The sequence below is a fragment of the Streptomyces flaveolus genome, from assembly GCF_014648815.1.
Classification (GTDB): Bacteria; Actinomycetota; Actinomycetes; order Streptomycetales; family Streptomycetaceae; genus Streptomyces; species Streptomyces flaveolus.
Window position 1 is genome coordinate 1 of the sequence record NZ_BMRV01000018.1, and the last position, 13,602, is coordinate 13,602.

General features: G+C 69.2%; 13 protein-coding genes and 3 pseudogenes. 9 read left to right on the top strand and 7 right to left on the bottom strand.

Annotated elements, in window-relative coordinates:
- On the bottom strand, positions 1-576 hold a 576-nt coding region (locus IEZ05_RS31130; RefSeq protein ID WP_189233749.1), incomplete at its 3' end, for an LLM class flavin-dependent oxidoreductase.
- A gap of 71 nt (positions 577-647) precedes the next feature.
- The gene (locus IEZ05_RS31135; protein WP_229869941.1) at positions 648-1,079 is read right to left on the bottom strand and encodes an SsgA family sporulation/cell division regulator; all 432 of its coding nucleotides are present in this window, start codon (positions 1,077-1,079) and stop codon (positions 648-650) included.
- 334 nt (positions 1,080-1,413) lie between these two features.
- Between IEZ05_RS31135 and IEZ05_RS31140 the strand changes: the two genes are divergently transcribed.
- The 7 genes and pseudogenes from IEZ05_RS31140 (at position 1,414) to IEZ05_RS31170 (ending at position 7,324) form a co-directional block, all read left to right on the top strand.
- A complete protein-coding gene (locus IEZ05_RS31140; RefSeq protein ID WP_189233644.1) occupies positions 1,414-1,854 on the top strand; it encodes a universal stress protein in 441 nt (146 codons plus the stop codon).
- 318 nt (positions 1,855-2,172) lie between these two features.
- A pseudogene (locus tag IEZ05_RS31145) lies at positions 2,173-2,436 on the top strand (alpha/beta fold hydrolase); the annotation flags it as partial.
- 92 nt (positions 2,437-2,528) lie between these two features.
- Positions 2,529-3,503 carry an SMP-30/gluconolactonase/LRE family protein gene (locus IEZ05_RS31150; protein ID WP_189233645.1) on the top strand — a complete coding sequence of 325 codons (975 nt, stop codon included), beginning with the start codon at positions 2,529-2,531 and terminating at the stop codon, positions 3,501-3,503.
- A gap of 272 nt (positions 3,504-3,775) precedes the next feature.
- The gene (locus IEZ05_RS36605; RefSeq protein ID WP_229869942.1) at positions 3,776-4,201 is read left to right on the top strand and encodes a DUF4232 domain-containing protein; all 426 of its coding nucleotides are present in this window, start codon (positions 3,776-3,778) and stop codon (positions 4,199-4,201) included.
- Between the two features lie 128 nt (positions 4,202-4,329).
- Positions 4,330-4,811, top strand: a pseudogene (locus IEZ05_RS31160) (DUF5709 domain-containing protein).
- 269 nt (positions 4,812-5,080) lie between these two features.
- Complete coding sequence (locus IEZ05_RS31165) at positions 5,081-6,325, top strand: MFS transporter (RefSeq protein WP_189233647.1); 1,245 nt, start codon at positions 5,081-5,083, stop codon at positions 6,323-6,325.
- A 333-nt stretch (positions 6,326-6,658) separates the two neighbouring features.
- On the top strand, positions 6,659-7,324 hold the full coding sequence (locus tag IEZ05_RS31170) for a maleylpyruvate isomerase family mycothiol-dependent enzyme (RefSeq protein WP_189233648.1): 666 nt from the start codon (positions 6,659-6,661) through the stop codon (positions 7,322-7,324).
- 125 nt (positions 7,325-7,449) lie between these two features.
- On the opposite strand, the pseudogene IEZ05_RS31175 reads toward IEZ05_RS31170, so the two are convergent.
- From IEZ05_RS31175 to IEZ05_RS31185, 3 genes and pseudogenes are all read right to left on the bottom strand, one after another.
- Positions 7,450-7,620: pseudogene (locus IEZ05_RS31175) on the bottom strand (pirin family protein); the annotation flags it as partial.
- Between the two features lie 231 nt (positions 7,621-7,851).
- Entirely contained in the window at positions 7,852-9,195 is a 1,344-nt protein-coding gene (locus IEZ05_RS31180; protein WP_229869943.1) for an APC family permease, read from the bottom strand.
- Positions 9,188-10,114 (bottom strand): carbon-nitrogen hydrolase family protein, encoded by a 927-nt coding sequence (locus IEZ05_RS31185; RefSeq protein ID WP_189233650.1) that lies wholly within the window; start codon positions 10,112-10,114, stop codon positions 9,188-9,190. The genes IEZ05_RS31180 and IEZ05_RS31185 overlap by 8 nt, the downstream gene beginning before the upstream one ends.
- Before the next feature lie 205 nt (positions 10,115-10,319).
- Between IEZ05_RS31185 and IEZ05_RS31190 the strand changes: the two genes are divergently transcribed.
- Both IEZ05_RS31190 and IEZ05_RS31195 read left to right on the top strand, forming a co-directional pair.
- Entirely contained in the window at positions 10,320-11,063 is a 744-nt protein-coding gene (locus IEZ05_RS31190; protein ID WP_189233651.1) for a TetR/AcrR family transcriptional regulator, read from the top strand.
- Between the two features lie 149 nt (positions 11,064-11,212).
- A complete protein-coding gene (locus IEZ05_RS31195) occupies positions 11,213-12,442 on the top strand; it encodes a metal-dependent hydrolase family protein (protein WP_189233652.1) in 1,230 nt (409 codons plus the stop codon).
- Between the two features lie 15 nt (positions 12,443-12,457).
- On the opposite strand, the gene IEZ05_RS36875 is transcribed toward IEZ05_RS31195, so the two are convergent.
- Together IEZ05_RS36875 and IEZ05_RS36615 are read right to left on the bottom strand one after the other, a co-directional pair.
- Positions 12,458-13,003, bottom strand: a complete 546-nt coding sequence (locus IEZ05_RS36875; RefSeq protein WP_268255241.1) for a thiamine pyrophosphate-dependent enzyme — start codon at positions 13,001-13,003, stop codon at positions 12,458-12,460.
- Positions 12,916-13,518: a hypothetical protein gene (locus IEZ05_RS36615; protein ID WP_229869944.1), complete on the bottom strand. Its 603-nt coding sequence runs from the start codon at positions 13,516-13,518 to the stop codon at positions 12,916-12,918. The genes IEZ05_RS36875 and IEZ05_RS36615 overlap by 88 nt, the downstream gene beginning before the upstream one ends.
- Positions 13,519-13,602: the final 84 nt, after the last annotated feature.

Genomic DNA, 13,602 nt, shown 5'->3' on the forward strand with positions numbered 1-13,602 from the left:
GTACGCGGCCTGCTCGGCGATCTCCGGAGAGCGGATCGAGCCGTGCCAGACGAACGGCGCGACACCGTCCAGCGGGCGGGGCGTGGACGTGAAGCCCTGCAGCGGAGTGCGGAACTTGCCCTCCCAGTTCACCACGTCCTCACGCCACAACCGGTGCAGCAGCGCGTAGTTCTCCACGGCCAGGTTGATGCCCTCACGGATGTCCTTGCCGAACCACGGGTAGACCGGACCGGTGTTGCCGCGCCCCATCATCAGGTCCATCCGCCCGTCCGCCAGGTGCTGGAGCATCGCGAAGTCCTCGGCGATCTTCACCGGGTCGTTCGTGGTGATCAGGGTCGTGGAGGTCGACAGGATCAGCCGCTCGGTACGCGCCGCGATGTAACCGAGCATGGTCGTCGGCGACGAGGGCACGAACGGCGGGTTGTGGTGCTCACCGGTCGCGAAGACGTCGAGCCCCACCTCCTCCGCCTTCAGCGCGATGGCGACCATGGCCTTGATGCGCTCACGCTCGGTCGGCGTACGCCCGGTGGTCGGGTCCGGAGTGACGTCACCGACGGAGAAGACGCCGAACTGCATGGTCGGCGCCGATATTGTCCGAGGCATTGAGATCTCCTTTTTCGGCAAGGGATTCGTCAGAGAAGTCAGAACTACGGCCTACTGCTTCTCCCCATGAACGCAGTTATGGCGCCGTCGAGGTCCAGGTGATCACTTTCGGCCCCGCAAGGCACCAAGGTGAAGGTCTCCCGAACGAAGGAAGCCACCCCTGCGGCCGGGAGATCGACGAGTGCCGTGCCAGCAAAATTACTCAGGACGATGCGGATGGAATGTGGATTTCGTCCGTGTCCGGGAAGCACCAGCACATCACCGGAGCCTGTAGGACGCCTAAACCCTTCGGCGAGCAGTTCACGGGCAAACACCCAGGTGACGGGTGGTCCGGTCGACGGCCCGAAGGAAAGGCGAACGGTATAGGGGTCAGTGATCCCGTAGCGCAACTCCGCCGGCAACGGCAATGGCGGCCCCTTCAGAGCACTGACGCGTGCCGTCATTGGGCACGTGACCGTGCTGAGATGCTGTTCCATGATGAACCTCGAAAGATTACAGAAGCGCAATTCTTCCCGTCACCCTAGGACCCGGCGGCCGGGCCGCTTGTCGAGGAACGCACAGACTATTGCCCAGAAGGGCACGCCCACCCTGGAGGCGTCCGCATCGCGGTGATGCCCGGATTCACTGTTCCACGGGGAAGGTCGGTCACCAGTGGCCGCCTGCCGGTGACGCCGGTGCGGGACATCGGGTGGGAAGGCCCGCCCCTACGGAACACACCGGCACCACACGGTTGTTCATGAGGCTCGGACGTCCCCCTGCAGGCCGCGTCCCGGTGCGGTCTTGATGCACACTCACAAAAGGACAAAGGAAATGTTTCAACGCATTCTCGTCGCAGTCGATCCCAGCCCCGCGCGCCACTCCGTCATACGCCTGGCCGGGGACATGGCCCGACTGACCGGGGCCAGGGTCAGTGTTCTGCACGTCGCTCCTTCCACGGCGACGCTCGCCGCCGTGGTCTCTCTGGAGGACGATGTGGAGGCCAAGGCCGTCCTCGATGAGGCGCTCACCTCGCTGCGGGACGCGGGCGTCGAGGCCGAGGGCACCGTCGTCAACGCCCTGACGACTCAGATAGCCACCACCATCTCCTCCGCCGCCGAGGAGTGGCAGGCCGACCTCCTGATCCTCAGCCCTCATCACCGCGGGTCGCTCGAAGCGCTCGTCAACCCCCGGGTCAGCGACGCCGTCGCTCACCGGAGCCGGGCGGCCGTCCTCCTGGCGCCGCCCGAGGACGGTTCCGCTCTCCAGCACTGACTCCGGCACGGCCGGGTGTGGTGGATGCCGCAACCAGGGTGCGGCCCGCATCTGCGGGTCGCACCCTTTGCGTACACGCGAACCGCGAGCTCCTGGGCTTCCTCACCGAGTGGAGCGGCTGAGTCCCGTGTGAGCACGGACAGGCCAATAGCAGGACACAGACGGACAACTCTGCTTCCCCGGCAGCCCTAGTGTTGGTTGCGCACCGACCGCCGGCTCCCCGTTGACGTGGACCGCGTACAGCAGCCAGGCAAGGAATGGCCCGACTGAGGCGCCCGCCTCCCGGTCGACACCGATGGGGACCAGACAAGCGTCCCGGTCATGGCCGCGGGGCAGCGACCGATCACGCTCGCCGCGCTCCAGGAGCCGGCCACCGCCGCCGCGTGGAAGACGATTCCCAGCTGGTACCTCGTCGCCACCGAGGACCGCAACGTCCCACCGGCCGCCGAGCGGTGGATGGCCAAGCGTGCCCGCGCTCACACCGTCACCGTCCGCGCACCGCATGCCGTGTCCGTGAGCGATCCCGGGCCCGTCACCGACCTGATCCTCCGCGCCGCTCGCTCCCTCCGTTCCGGTCACTGACCTACGCCGGCCACTCGTGGCCGCATCGACGAGACCTGACCGGCGGCCCCCGCGGCCTGGTTCGACACCAAGAGAAGGAAGACAAAGCTCACATGGCCAAGCTCCTGACGAAGACGCGCACGGGCCTCCTGGCCTCCGCGGCGGTGGCCGCCCTCGCCGTAACCACGGCCGGCCCGGCTACCACGGCGACCGCCGGCCCTACGACAGGTGTCCGCTTCGTCGCACACCTGGACATGGCCGGCGGACAGCGACCGGAGAACATCACCCTTGAACCCGACGGCAGCGCCGTCGTCACCTTCGCCTACAGCCGCCAGGTCGCCCGCATCAGTCCCGACGGCAAGGTGCGCATCCTCGCCACCCTGCCCGAACAACCGGCCGGCGCCACCACTCCCGCCCTCTCGTCCCCCTTCCTCGGCGGCGTCGTCCGCACCCACGACGGAACCCTCTACTTCCTGTACGCCACCGGCAGCAGCGATCTGACCGGCGTGTGGCGCCTGCGCCCCGGCGGCAGCCCTGAGCGCATCGCCGCGCTCCCGGCCGAGGGTCTGCCCAACGGCCTGGCCATCGACCAGCACGAACGCCAGCTGTACGTTGCGGACTCGGTCCTCGGCACCGTCTGGCGGGTGCCCGTCAGCGGGGGCTCGTCCACTCGTTGGGCCACCGCCCCCGAACTGGCAGCCGCCGGATTCCTCGGAGCCAATGGCATCAAGGTTCACAAGGGCGCGGTATGGGTGTCCAACCTGGACAAGGGAACAGTCCTCCGCATCCCGGTCAACCGGCACCAGAAGGCCGGGTCCATCGAGACCCGGGCAACCGGTCTGGTCAACATCGACGATTTCGCGTTCACCGGCCACGGTGACACGCTCCTGGCCGCGATCAACGCGGACAACGAGATTGCCCTGGTCAAGCCCGGTGGCCGGCACAGGGTCGTGCTCACCGGTGCCGACGGACTCGAGAACCCGACCTCACTCGCCGTACGGGACACCACCGCCTATATCGCCAGCGGCGCCTACTTCACCAACAACGACCCGAACCTGCTCGCCGCTCGCACAGCCCCGGGCGAGTGAGCCCGCAGTCGGTAACCAGGGAAAGCGGCATGACACACCGAATACTTCTGCCAAGCGCTCTCCTCTGCTGCAGCGTATTGGTCGGGTGTACCGACCAGAGCACGGACGGAGCCGTGGGAGCCGGCCCGACTCCGCCCGGTTCTTCGTCACCGGCAGAGACCACCCCCGTTCCGGGGCCTGCCGGCACCGGCACCTCCACGCCGTCCCGCGAACCGTCCCCGACCGCCACCCTCGACGCGGGAGCGTCGTCACCCGGCTCCGCCGTACCGGCCATGAGACGCCGCTGCCGTACCTCCGAGTTGCGGGCGTCCGTCGGGGGCAACCACCCCGGAGCCGGCCAGTCGAACTTCGCCGTGGTTCTCACCAACGGTTCCCGCCGTACGTGCTGGGTCCGCGGTTTTCCCGGAGTGGCGTTCGTCGACGGCCGAGGCGACGCGGTCACCCCGGACCCTGAGCGGGCCCGCGGCGAGGAGCAACCGACCGTGACGCTCACTCCCGGGGCCAGCGCCTGGTCGGCCATGACGTTCGCCAATCCGGCGATCACCGGTGTCACCACAGTGACACCGGCGGCTCTGCTCATCACTCCGCCCGACGAGACGACCTCGATCTCGGTGCGCTGGACCGGTGGCGAGGTCTCCAACACGGGCAAGGCATCGGTACCTCAGGTGAGCCCTTTCCGAGCAGGCGACGCCCCCTGATCCAGTGACCACAGCGGCACGCCACCATGACGAAACAGCCGCCACCACCGGCCGGGCACGACCGGTGCATCGCAGATTCGATGGGGATGACGATTCCCTCCAGGCCGGAACGAGGACAAACACAACAGATGACTGCAGACCTGATGGGCGACGAGGTGTACCAGCCGGACGGGGCCGAGGTGCAGGACGACGCCGGTGTGCTGGATGCGTCCGACACCCTGGATCACCGGAGCGGTGACGAGGTCTTGGACGAGGGCTACTCACCCCCGGACAAGCCGTGGGGCGTGGAGCACACCGGTGTCACGGCGTCGGACCGGTGGCGGGGGGGGAGAGCCTGGATGAGCGCCTCTCGGAGGAGTTGCCCGACATCGGTGTCCCGGAGGGCGACGGAATCGGCGACGTCTGGGACACCGATGCGGAACTGGTCGACGACGAGGTCGGTCACGAGCGAGCGGGACGGCTCGTCGCGCCGGACGATGGCAGTCACACGAACACCGAGTCCGACCTGTTCGCGTCCGACGGGGGGCTGGACGGGGCCGGCGCGTCGGCGGAGGAGGCGGCGATGCACATGATTCCCCCCGCTGAGCCCGACAGCGGACCGGCCAACTGAAGTCACCTCCTTGCCCGGGAAGTTGCTCAAGAGGACAGATCGCGCATATGCGCGAGGGGGCCGCGGGCCAGACCGGACTCATCGCGCGTGGGCTTCGCTGGTTCATCTCTGATCAAGATGACTGACTTCACGAACCATCGCGCCGGCTGCGGAAGAGCGGAGCTCGGCCCAGCGCTTACGCCTGCGTGACGGCACCGAAGAAGCTGCCGTCACCGCATGACGCTTCCGTTGCGAGCCGTAGGTCCGGCTCACCTGTCAAGAAGGTGTACATGTCCGCATCAACCGACGCCCAGAGCCCGCGCCGCCCCCGGACCTCCGAGGCACCCCACGGCGTGCCGGACTGGCTGATCGCGCTTCTGGCGGTCGCCTCCGGCATGACGGTCGCCAACCTCTACTACGCCCAGCCCCTGCTGTCCACGCTGAGCGGTGTGTTCCACACCAGCACCGCCACGGCCGGCACGCTGATCACTCTCACCCAGGTCGGCTACGTAGTCGGCATGCTCTTCCTGGTTCCGCTCGGCGACCGGCTGGAGAAGCGCAACCTGATCACCGTCCTGCTGACGGTCACCACCCTCTCCCTCCTCGCAGCGGGGCTGGCCACCAGCTTCCCCATGCTGCTGATCGCCTCACTGGTCAGCGGCGCCACCTCGGTCGTCGCCCAGATCCTCGTGCCGTTCGCCGCAAGTCTCGCTCCCGACCATGCCCGGGGCCGTATCGTCGGCCGAGTGATGAGCGGCCTGCTCACCGGCATCCTGCTCTCCCGCACGCTGAGCAGCCTGGTCTCGGACCTCGCGGGCTGGCGCGTCGTCTTCCTCGGATCGGCCGCCCTGATGGCAGTGCTCGCCGTGGCCCTGCGCACGGCCCTGCCGCAGCATGCGCCCACCACGGCCCTGCCGTACCACCACGTGCTGCGCTCCACCTTCCGGCTGGTGCGCACGCACCCGGCGCTGGTGCGCCGCGGCCTCTACCAGGCGGCCATGTTCGGCGCGTTCAGCGCGTTCTGGACCACGGTCTCCTTCGTCCTGACCGGCCCGCGCTTCCACTATTCATCGGTCGGAGTCGGTGTGTTCGCCCTCGTCGGCGCGGCCGGCGCGGCCGTCGCCCCGTTCGCCGGTCACTGGGCCGACCGAGGGCGCGTACGCCCCATGACAGGCATCGCCTTCGTGGTGGCCACCCTGGCCTTCGCACTCGCCGGGTTCGGCGGACACAGCGTCATCCTGCTCGCCGTGGCCGCGATCTTCATCGACGTGGCGGTCCAGGCGAGCCTCATCCTCGGCCAGCACACCGTCTACCAACTGGACCCGGCTGCCCGTGCCCGCCTCAACAGCGCCTTCATCGCCATGTTCTTCGCCGGAGGCGCAGCCGGATCCCAGCTCGGCTCCCTCGTCTACCACGCTGGAGGCTGGACCGCCCTGACCCTCCTCGGCGGTGCCCTCCCGATCGTCGCTCTCCTCTACTGGAGCACCGAGCGCCGAGCACGGACGGCAGCGGAACAGGGCACCACACGTGCGTGACTCAGTCGCCCTGTGCGTCCGAAAGAAGGTCCTGTTCTTCATTCACATGGCTGGTGCCTTCGCCTCCCTCGCGCTGCTGCCCGAACGGCCGCCTGCCTGGCCGTCACGTCCGACGAGCTCACTCGCTGAAGCTCGCCATGGCCCAATCCGCGCAGAGAGCCGTCGCGGCGAGGGCAGCGACGCTCAGGGCAGGGGGATCAGACGGGTCCGGAAAGTTCGTCCGTTGGCGATGACTTTGCTCGGGAGCAACGGTCTTCTTCCGGAATGGCCCTGTCGGAGGTTCTCTCCGCGGGCCGGGCAACGCAGATCACGATGCACAGGAGTACAGCCCATATGAGTAATGCGGCATCGACAGCGGACCGCGGTCGTGGGGCCGGGATCTGGCCCTTGATCCGCGCTGAGCGAGCGGCGCTGGCGGCAGACCTGGCGGGCCTGACGGACGAGCGGTGGGCGACGCCGTCGCTCTGCGCCGGCCTGACAGTGCGTGAGGTGCTGGCGCATCTGACCGCGGGCGCGAGCCTCAATACGATGAGCTGGCTGGCGGGTGTGATCCGCTGCCGGTTCGACTTCGACAAACAAGTGGCCATGCGGCTGGCCCAGCAGCTCGGCGCGACCCCGGGCGAGACCCTTGAACGTTTCCGGCGCATCGTCCCGAGCACGACCAAGCCTCCCCTGCCTGCCATCGCCATGCTGGGCGAGACGATCGTGCACGGAGAAGACATCCGGCGTCCGCTGGGCATCCGCCGTGACTATCCGGTCGATGTCGTGGCGAAGACGGCCGAGTACTACCAGGGATCAGACCTCGTGGTCGTCGCCAAGGGACGCATCAGCGGCCTGCGACTAGTGGCCGATGACAGCCCGTTCACCAGCGGTTCGGGGCCCCTCGTGTCCGGCCGCACCGTGTCCTTGATCATGGCCATGACGGGGCGTGCGGCGTACGTGGACGATCTCGAAGGCGATGGGGTGGAACTGCTTCGCAGTCGCTGCGGGACAGCATGACATGAGGTCGTCACGTGCGTGGTGAGCGTGGTAGCGGCGGGCCTTGTTCCCTGGCGAGCGAGTGGGGGGGCGGAGCAGGACGACCGGCCGACCGGCCGTCACCAGCCTGTCGGCCATTTCGCAGGTCAGCGACGCCTTCCCCGTGGCTTCAGCGGTGTCGCCGGCAGCTCGGGGGCGACCAGCGGGGCGCCGTCGTACCCCTTCACCTCGCCGAACCGCGTCCCTTCCATCCAGTCCCGGCGGGCCTGTTCGATCTCGTCCTGCGACCGGCCGATCCAGTTCCAGAACATAGCGAGGCCTGCGCGTCTTTGCGCAGGTCAGCGGCGTTCCGGACCGCCGACGGTGAGCAAATTGTCGTCATCGGTCCTGGAGGGGGCAGCAACCGCGAGCGCCACTGGCTTGGTTCGTGGGATGGGTTCGTTCCTCGCCCCGTTCGTGGCGTGGGCCTAGCGCGCCCGGGCTCGCGTGACGACGTTGCCCTCCTCCTCGCCTGTCCTACGCCCGTGGGCGCAAGTGCGGCCTCCGGCTCAGGAAGCAACTGAAGCGCGCTCGTCCTCAAGACCGAGTTCGGGAGTGGGGCGGCGGAATCCTCTGGTGAGCCAGAGCAGGTAACCGCAGCCCGCCGCGAGCCACAGCAGGCCGATGGTGAGCGCGTCCGCACTCAGCCGGGTGATCAGGTAGACGGTGACACAGGCGCCGAGCGCCGGCGCGACGACGTACCCGAGGACACCACCGCCGCTGGTGTCGCGGTTGCGGAGGTGGAAGAGCACGACGCACACGTTGACCGCGGTGAAGGCCGTGAACGCGCCGAAGTTGATGAACGACGTTGCGGTCTGCAGACCGATGTCCAGTCCGGTCAGGCACATGGCCCCCGTGAGGAGGAGACTGAGCACCGGTGTCTGCGTCCGGGGGTGCAGCGTGCCGAAGATCCGCCGGGGCAGGACGCCGTCCCGGCCCATGCTGTACAGCAGGCGGCTGGAGCTGAGCTGCACGGCGAGGCCCGAGGCGAACCCTCCGACGATGGCGGCCGTGTTCGTCCAGTCGGCGAAGGCCTGACCGCCGACCTGCACGGACATCGTGTACCCGGCGATGTCCGGATTCGCGAACCGGCCGCCCGGGTGCACGAGTTGCATGATGTAGGCGACCGCGGCGAACAGCAGGCCGCCGATCGCGACGACGAGGACGACGGCGCGGGGAATGGTGCGTCGCGCGTCACGCGTCTCCTCGGAGAGCGTGGTGACGGCGTCGAAGCCGAGGTAGGAGTAGGCGGCGACGGCGGCGGCGGCCGATATCCCGGTCAGTCCGCTGTCCGCGTTCCACAGCGGTGCCGTGTACGACTGCGGTCCGTGGTCCGTGAGGTGGACCAGGCAGCAGGCGACGAACAGCATTACCACGAACAACGCGAGCGCGGTCAGGAGCTTGTTGACCTGGTCGGCCAGCGAGATGCCGACGATGTTGACCAGAGTGGTCAGCCCGGCGTTCAGGAGCATCCACGCCCAGACCGGGACGGCCGGGAACTGTGCGTTGAGGTACACGGACTGGACGAGCCAGGCGACCATCGGCAGGAACAGGTAGTCCAGCAGGACCAGCCAGCCGACGAGGAACCCGGCCCGCCCGCCCAGCACTTTGCGGGCGTAGCCGTACGCCGACCCGGACACCGGGAAGTGCCGGGCCATCTTGGCGTAGCTGAGGGCGGTGAGGCACATCGCCGCGGTGGCCACGAGGAACGCGGTCGGGGCGGTGCCCGCGCTGGCCGCGGCGATCACACCGAACAGCACCATCACGAGACTGGGCGCCATGTAGGCGAGCCCGAAGGTCACCACGGAGGCCAGTGACAGCTTGGGGGCGAGCCCCGCGGAGGTCCTACTCACGGCCGGCACCGCCCTCCGGGGCACTCCCGGCGGCGGGACGCAACGGGGCGGGCGTCCGAGGAGGAACGGCCGGACGCCAGGTGGCCGGGACGATGTAGCCGTTGTACAGCGGCAGTTCGAGACGGCTGTCACCCTCCTGGAAGTGCTCCCACGGCCAGGAGTCACCGCTCGTCCCGTGGGAGCGGGCCGCCCCGACCCGGTCGAAGTCGACGACGCCGACGAAGGTGGCGTCCTCCATGCCGGCGGCCGGGATCCGGAAGTGCCCCTCGGGGTCGACCAGCAGGGTCCCGCCGTGGGCCGTCGGGGACGCGCCGTTGACGCTGGCCACCCATATCTGGTTGACAATGGCGTTCGCCTGGTTGAGGGGGATCTCCTGGATCCGGCCCGTCGTCGGGGTCTGGACCAGATTGATCACCAGATCGGCGCCCATCCACGCCAGGTGCCGGGTGACTTCCGGGTACCAGCTGTCGTAGCAGATCGACAGGCCCACCCTGCCGTGACCGGGTATGTCGAACACGACGAACTCGCGTCCGGGACGGAACGGTTCATAGGGGCGCCACGTGAAGATCTTCCGGTAGTGGGCGACCCGCTCTCCGTCCGGGTCGTAGACCACCGCGGTGTTGTGGACCGAACCGTCCTCCGCCCGCTCCAGGACCGTTCCGGGAACGAGCCAGATGCCCAGTTCGCGGGCCAGCTCGCCGAGCATCCGGTCGCGCGGGCCGTCGAGCGGTTCCGCGTACAGGTCGACGGCCTCCTGCTCGGGCATCGAGTCCACGCCCAGCGAGCAGAGGTGCAGTTCCGGATAGACGACGAGCTGGGCGGCGTTGGGGGATCTCATGCGCCTGCGCAATCCGTCGGCGAAGTCGTCGAGGGATTCCGCGGGCGTCTGGACCAGGGCGATGCGTAGGCACCGGCTCATGAGGGCTCCTGAGTTGACGGACGGGCCGTGTCGGAAACGCACAGGTACGGCCATCCACGGCCGAGCCCGTCGGGCGGGGTCGGCGGCGGTGTGGCCTGCGACACGGAACCTGATCCGCCATACTGTTGTCAACGGCGTTGGCAACAGTGATTCCGTCCCGTTGGTAAGGTCGTCACCCGGCCCCCGACCGAGAAGACCGAACCTCATGGCGAAGAACACGGCACCCAAGGCCCCGGCGGACGCCAGGACGGGCGCCGCCCGCAGGACCGGCCCGCGCCAGCGAAGGAGCGTGCGGCGGGAAGCCGCCGTGAACGCCGCGTTCCAGCTCGCCGAGCGGGAGGGCACGGCCGGCCTGACCATGCGCAGGCTGGCCCAGGAGCTCGACGTGGACGTCTCCATCCTCTACCGGCTCTTCCGCGACAAGGACGAACTCGTCCTCGCGCTGTGCGAGCGGACGATCGAGATCGAACTCGACGAGATCGGCGACATCCCCGAGGGGGAAGCCTGGCAGGACACCCTGCGCCGCATCGCCGACGTCACCTGGTCCTGCCAGAACCGTTTTCCGGCCATCACCCTGCTCAGCTTCGCCCGCACCACCGGCGGGCCCGCCGAGCACCGCATGGTGGAGCTTCTACTCTCCGCCTTCGAACGCGCCGGCCTGCCCCCGGCCCGGGCCGTCCTGTTCTACCGCGCCTTCATCGACACCGCCCTCGGCCTCTGCGCCCACTCCGCCTCGCTCAGCTCACTCGCTCCCGAGGACCGCGAGAAGGACGACTCGGCCTGGACCCGCGTCTACTCCCACCTGCCCGAGCGCCAGTACCCGGCGACCGCGAAGCACATCGACGACCTGACCGCCGTGACCCAGAAGGCGATCTACAACTGCGCCGTCGAAGCGATCCTCTCGGCCGCCGAACGCACCGCGGCCGAGCACGCGGCGGTCGTCCGCTGACCACGCGCCGACGGACCGGCGCCCCTCCCCCGGGTTGCCGGCGGCTGCGAACGGTGCCCTGATGGAACGAGGGGGAAACCGTTGGTGTCGAGTGTGCCGACGGGCGGCCCACCGGCCCGTCGTGCGCCCTTCTGCCGAAAGGGTTGCCGATGACCACCCTGCTGACCGGCGCCACCGTATGGGACGGGCTGAGCGACGCACCCGCCGGAGTCCGCGACGTCCTGGTCGAGAAGGGCCGGATCACCGAGATCGCCGAGGAGATCCCCCGGCCCTTCGCCGCCGTGGTGATCGACCTGGCCGGGCACACGGTGACCCCCGGGTTCATGGACTGCCACACCCACGTCACCGTCACCCCGGCGATCTTCCCGGTCCTGACCCGCTCGGCCGCGGCGACCGCGCTGGCGACGATCCCGGTGCTGCGGGCGATGCTGCTCAACGGCTTCACCACGATCCGGGACCTGATGACCGCCGATGCCGGGTACAACACCGTCGATCTGCGCGACGCGATCGCCGCGGGGCTGATCGAGGGCCCGCGCATGCTGGTGGCCCCGCACCTGATCTCCGCACGCGGCGGGCACGGCGACTTCTCAGGGGTGCTGGCCGGCGAGTACCAGGGCCGGCACCGGCTCCTGGAACTGGCCTCGGCCGACGGCCGCGACGAGATCCGCAGCCGGGTCCGCACCGAGATCCGCGCCGGCGCCGACTGGATCAAGTTCGGCGCCACCGGCGGGTTCTCCAGCCCCTCCGACGACCCTGGGCAGACCACGTACAGCCAGGAGGAGATGGACGTCCTGGTGGCGACCGCGCGGGACCTGGGCCGCCACGCGACCCCGCACTGCTACGGCGACGAGGGGGTGCGCCGCGCGGTGCACGCCGGGGTGCGCAGCATCGAGCACGGCAACCTCGCCACCGCCGACACACTGCAACTCATGACCGACAAGGGTGTCTACCTGGTGCCGACCCAGTTCACCACCCTCGACGACGCCCGCCACGTCGACGACGACGCCTTCTGGGCGAACCAGCCCGCCGTCAAACGCCACAAGTACAGGATCCATCAGAAGGCCCTGCTGGACGGCGCGGACCACGTCGCGGACTCCGACGTCAAGATCGCCTTCGGCACCGACGCCGGCATGTTCCCCCACGCGGAGAACTGGAAGGAGTTCCCCACCATGGTCTCCACCGGCATCACACCGGCCCGCGCCCTCAAATCCGCGACCAGTGTCGCCGCCGAGTTGCTCGAACTCGACGACCTCGGCGTGCTCGCGCCGGGCCGGACCGCCGACATCGTCGCCATGCCCGGCGACCCGTTCACCGACATCGGGATCACCGGCAAGGTCGACTTCGTGATGAAAGAAGGCGCCGTCCACAAGCACCCATGAGCGGGAGGGGATGGGTCAGCGGTGGCGGGCGAGGGCGTCGTAGTGCTGCTGGAGGGCCGGGGAGAGGGCGACCCGGTCGTCCTCCAGCAGGTTGCGGGCCATCTTCCGGGCGGCGGGCTCGCCTCGGTCGAACGCCTGGGCGATGTGCTGGGCGTGGGAGGGCTGGAGGCTCTCGCCGAAGGGTGCCTCGTAGGGGTCGGTGACGCATTCGATCAGGCAGTGACCCTCGGTCGCCATGGCTTCGGCGAACACCTCGGCGGCCTGCGCGGGGTCGTCGACGCGGAAAGCCTTCAGGCCGCAGGCGCGGGCGACGGCGGCGAAGTCGACGGGGTGCAGTGCGCAGCCCGACTGGGGGTTGCCGAGCAGAGCGGTCTGTTCCCACACCTCCAGGGCCAGGGAGTCGTTGCGCAGGACGACGACCTTGACGGGCAGGTCGTACTGGGCGAGGGTGGCCAGCTCGCCCAAGCCCATGCTCATCGAGCCGTCACCGGTGAACGCGACGACCGGCCGGTCGGGGTGGGCGCACTGGGCTCCGATGGCGTAGGGCAGGGCGGAGCCCATGCTGCACAGGGTGCCGGAGAAGGAGTAGTGCATGCCCTTGCGCAGCCGCAGGCGGCCGCCCACGCGGTGACCGTGCCGGCGTCTCCGGTGACGATCGCCCGGTCGGGGAGCGCCTTGGACAGTTCCCAGGTCACCACCTGCGGCCGCATGGGGGTGCCGGAGCTTGCGGCCTGTTCGCCGATCAGCTCCCACCACCGCCGGTAGGTTTCCTGCGCGGTGTCGAGGAACGACCGGTCGGTCTTGCGTTCCAGCAGCGGCAGGAGGCGCTCCAGCACGCCCTGGGCGTGGCCGACGAGGCCGACCTCGACGGGGTAGCGCATGCCGATACGGTCCGCGTTGAGGTCGATCTGCACCCCGCGGGCCTGGCCCGGCTCGGGCCAGAACTCGTAGTAGGGGGTGGAGGAGCCGACGATGAGGAACCCGTCGCAGGTCTCGAACGCCTCGTGGGAGGCGGGGGTGCCGATGAGCCCCATGCCACCGGTCGTGTAGGCGCCGCGGACAGGACGGTGGTCCACAACACCAGCATCCTTCGCGACGGGAGCTGCGGAAGCACACCGACGACAGCCGGGACCCGGTGCTCGGCGTCCGTGCCGGCAAGA

Excerpts from the sequence above, each read along its gene's own strand:
- IEZ05_RS31185 (WP_189233650.1), bottom strand. The coding sequence starts at position 10,114 with ATGAGCCGGTGCCTACGCATCGCCCTGGTCCAGACGCCCGCGGAATCC.
- IEZ05_RS31165 (WP_189233647.1), top strand. The coding sequence starts at position 5,081 with ATGTCCGCATCAACCGACGCCCAGAGCCCGCGCCGCCCCCGGACCTCC.
- IEZ05_RS31170 (WP_189233648.1), top strand. The coding sequence starts at position 6,659 with ATGAGTAATGCGGCATCGACAGCGGACCGCGGTCGTGGGGCCGGGATC.
- IEZ05_RS36875 (WP_268255241.1), bottom strand. The coding sequence starts at position 13,003 with ATGGGCTCCGCCCTGCCCTACGCCATCGGAGCCCAGTGCGCCCACCCC.
- IEZ05_RS31195 (WP_189233652.1), top strand. The coding sequence starts at position 11,213 with ATGACCACCCTGCTGACCGGCGCCACCGTATGGGACGGGCTGAGCGAC.
- IEZ05_RS36605 (WP_229869942.1), top strand. The coding sequence starts at position 3,776 with ATGAGACGCCGCTGCCGTACCTCCGAGTTGCGGGCGTCCGTCGGGGGC.
- IEZ05_RS31140 (WP_189233644.1), top strand. The coding sequence starts at position 1,414 with ATGTTTCAACGCATTCTCGTCGCAGTCGATCCCAGCCCCGCGCGCCAC.
- IEZ05_RS31135 (WP_229869941.1), bottom strand. The coding sequence starts at position 1,079 with ATGGAACAGCATCTCAGCACGGTCACGTGCCCAATGACGGCACGCGTC.
- IEZ05_RS31150 (WP_189233645.1), top strand. The coding sequence starts at position 2,529 with ATGGCCAAGCTCCTGACGAAGACGCGCACGGGCCTCCTGGCCTCCGCG.
- IEZ05_RS31190 (WP_189233651.1), top strand. The coding sequence starts at position 10,320 with ATGGCGAAGAACACGGCACCCAAGGCCCCGGCGGACGCCAGGACGGGC.